The following is a 495-nucleotide window of genomic DNA, read 5'->3' as shown; positions in this document are numbered from 1 at the left end:
CGCCATAAAAACAAGGCAAAACAGGTGGGTAAATCACCCCACCCGCGCCGGTGGCGCGCCCCAGTCCGGCCGCCGCCAATCGATCCCTTCCCACAGCATCGCAAGTTGCGCCGAGGTCAGCCGGACAGCCCCGTCACCGGCGCTTGGCCATGGAAAGCGCCCCCGCTCGAGGACCTTGTAATAGAGGCAGAAACCCTGGCCGTCCCAGTAAAGCAGCTTCAGGCGATCACCCCGGCGCCCGCGGAAGGCAAAGACCGCACCGCCTGTCGGCTTCTGACGCAGGACATCCTGTGCAAGGGCCGCCAGGCCCGCGATCCCTTTCCGCATGTCGGTCACGCCGCAGGCGAGATAGACACGCACACCAGTGCCCGGCCCGATCATGCTGCCTCCACCGCCCGGATCAACCGGGTCAGTACCGCGTCGTCCATCGCGCTGTCGAACCGGAGGCAGCGCCCTTTGGCAAGGCGGAGCTCCACCACCACCGGCGCAACCGGC

1 protein-coding gene is annotated in these 495 nt (G+C 67.1%); it reads right to left on the bottom strand.

Annotation, left to right across the window (positions count from 1 at the left end; translation table 11 throughout):
• Window positions 1-33 precede the first annotated feature (33 nt).
• Entirely contained in the window at window positions 34-381 is a 348-nt protein-coding gene (tnpB, locus tag ABWV23_RS22370; protein ID WP_353351922.1) for an IS66 family insertion sequence element accessory protein TnpB, read from the bottom strand.
• Window positions 382-495 lie beyond the last annotated feature (114 nt).

Source organism: Aquicoccus sp. SU-CL01552, from assembly GCF_040365005.1.
Taxonomy (GTDB): Bacteria; Pseudomonadota; Alphaproteobacteria; order Rhodobacterales; family Rhodobacteraceae; genus Antarcticimicrobium.
Note: the sequence above shows the minus strand (reverse complement) of the source record. Positions and strands in the feature narration are given on the sequence as shown.

What these genes read in the sequence shown, in the direction of transcription:
- tnpB (WP_353351922.1), bottom strand. Translation starts at nt 381, where the DNA reads ATGATCGGGCCGGGCACTGGTGTGCGTGTCTATCTCGCCTGCGGCGTG.